2 protein-coding genes and 2 pseudogenes are annotated in these 2,241 nt (G+C 64.1%); 2 read left to right on the top strand and 2 right to left on the bottom strand.

Features of this window, described 5'->3' with window-relative positions:
- Together EOA75_RS32070 and EOA75_RS35420 are read left to right on the top strand one after the other, a co-directional pair.
- Positions 1 to 388, top strand: a pseudogene (locus EOA75_RS32070) (multidrug efflux MFS transporter); the annotation flags it as partial.
- A 5-nt stretch (positions 389 to 393) separates the two neighbouring features.
- Positions 394 to 492 (top strand): annotated as a pseudogene (locus EOA75_RS35420) (amidohydrolase); the annotation flags it as partial.
- A 126-nt stretch (positions 493 to 618) separates the two neighbouring features.
- Here EOA75_RS35420 and EOA75_RS32060 read toward each other — a convergent pair.
- Together EOA75_RS32060 and EOA75_RS32055 are read right to left on the bottom strand one after the other, a co-directional pair.
- Positions 619 to 1,617 (bottom strand): ABC transporter permease, encoded by a 999-nt coding sequence (locus tag EOA75_RS32060; protein ID WP_127326085.1) that lies wholly within the window; start codon positions 1,615 to 1,617, stop codon positions 619 to 621.
- A gap of 41 nt (positions 1,618 to 1,658) precedes the next feature.
- A partial coding sequence (locus tag EOA75_RS32055) for an ATP-binding cassette domain-containing protein (protein WP_164747722.1) occupies positions 1,659 to 2,241 on the bottom strand: 583 nt, incomplete at its 5' end.

The following is a 2,241-nucleotide window of genomic DNA, read 5'->3' as shown; positions in this document are numbered from 1 at the left end:
GCTTGCAATCGCGGCGTGCGGCGTGATTTCGCCGCAGACACCGCTGGCACTTGTCGTGGCGTTGATGCTGGTCGCCGGTCTGACGCGCTCGATGCAGTTCACGGCGCTCAACACGCTTGCCTTCGCGGATATCGGCGCGCCGCAGCGCAGCTCGGCCGCGACTTTGTCCAGCATGCTGCAGCAGGTGGCGATGCTGTTTGGCGTGGCCGTGGCCGCGGCGATCCTCAACCTGTCGCAGATCGTGCGCAGCGGCGCGGCGCCCAACCTAATAGACTTCAGGATCGCCTTTTTCGTGATCGGCCTGATCGGGCTGGTGGCAGCGCTGCGTTTCCTGACCCTGCCGGCCAGTGCGGGTGCAGAGGTCTCAGGCCATACCGGGCGGGACTGAAATGGGCTTGGAAGGCCGGCCTGCGCACGCCCGCGGCGGCACCGAACTTCTACGGCAAACTGTCGGGGCTCGGCACTTTTGTGCATCGCAATGACCCGGAGCTCATCGCCTCTGGCCCCGTCAAGGCGTGGAGGAATGACGGCCGCTCCGCACCGACCAGCTGGGCGGATTTTCAGACTGAGCAGGGGTCTCCCCTTCTCCACAAGAAGGGAGAAGGGAAGGTTTGCTCTCTAATCGCTGCGCCTAAAATTACGGATGCGGTCGAACAGCACCGCCAGGATGATCGCGCCCCCGATGAAAGTGCCTTGCCAAAAGGCGTTGATGCCGAGCAGGCCGAGGCTGTTGCGGATGACCTCGATCAGGGCGGCGCCGACGATGGCGCCGAACGCGGTGCCGACGCCGCCGGCGAGGTCGGCGCCGCCGATGACGGTCGCGGCAATCACCTGTAGTTCCATACCGTTGCCGAGATTGGTGGTGACAGCGCCTAGCCAGCCGGTCTGGATGATGCCGGCCAGACCCGCCGAGAGCGCTGAGATCATATAGACCGCGACCTTGATCTGGCGCACCGGAACACCGGTCAGCGTGGCCGCATGCTCATTGCCGCCGATGGCGAAGATATGCCGGCCGAACTTGGTCCAGCGCAGGATGAAGCCGGTGATCAACGCCAAAAGGATCATGTAAAGCACCGGATTGGCGATACCGAACACCCAGGCGCCGCCGCCCAGCGCCAGCAGCTTGTCGTGGTCCGGCCCGAACTGGAAGACGACGGTGTTGTTGGAGGCGACCATGGCGAGGCTGCGCGCCACCGACAGCATGCCGAGCGTCACCACGAAGGGTGGGAAACCGAGATGGGCGATGAGCACCCCGTTGAAGGCGCCGATGGCTAAAGCGGTGACGATCGAGGCCAGGATGCCGATTTCGATCGAATAACCGGCATGCATGGTGACGGCCAGCACCATCGAGCACAGGCACAGCACCGAGCCGACCGACAGGTCGATGCCGCCGGTGATGATGACGAAGGTCATGCCGAGCGCCACGATGGCGACGAAGGTGATGTTGCGGGTGATGTTGAAGAGGTTCTTCTGCGTGGCGAAAGCGTCGGTCGCGAAGGACAGGAACAGGCAGGCGAGGATAACCGCGATCACCACCCAGAAGGTCTGGTTGGCAAAGAGCCGTGAGAAGAATGTGTGCTGCTTCTGCGCGATCGTCTGGTCAAGGGTGACTGCCATTATCGACCTTTCCTGAGACGTTGGACGCCCGATCCACGCGATTACGCAACCTGTTCGATGGCGCCGGTGATCAGCCCGGTGACTTCTTCCGGCGAGCTCGAGGCGATCTTCTTGTCGGCGACTTTCCTGCCGCGCCGCATGACGATGACGCGGTCGGCGACATCGAAGACGTCGGGCATGCGGTGGCTGATCAGCACGACGGCGATGCCCTGGTCGCGCAAGTGGCGGATCAGGTTCAGTACCTCCGCGACCTGCCTGACCGAGATCGCCGCCGTCGGCTCGTCCATCAGCACGATCTTGGCTTGCGACAGCATGGTGCGGGCGATCGCCACCGCCTGGCGCTGGCCGCCGGACATCTGCTTGACGAGGTCGCGCGGCCGCGTCTCGGATTTCAGTTCGGCAAAGAGCTGGCCGGCGCGCTTGTACATCGCGGCGTAGTCGAGAATACGGAAGGGGCCGATGCCGCGGCGCAGTTCCCGGCCGAGATAGACATTGGCGGCGGCCGTCAGATTGTTGCAAAGCGCCAGGTCCTGATGGACGATCTCGATGCCGTGCTGGCGGGCCTCGGCCGGCTTGTGCAGGATCAGCTCCTTGCCGTCCATGTGCATCGGGCCGTGACTGGGG

It is taken from the genome of Mesorhizobium sp. M1A.F.Ca.IN.022.07.1.1 (assembly GCF_003997575.1).
In the GTDB taxonomy this organism is placed as follows: Bacteria; Pseudomonadota; Alphaproteobacteria; order Rhizobiales; family Rhizobiaceae; genus Mesorhizobium.
Note: the sequence above shows the minus strand (reverse complement) of the source record. Positions and strands in the feature narration are given on the sequence as shown.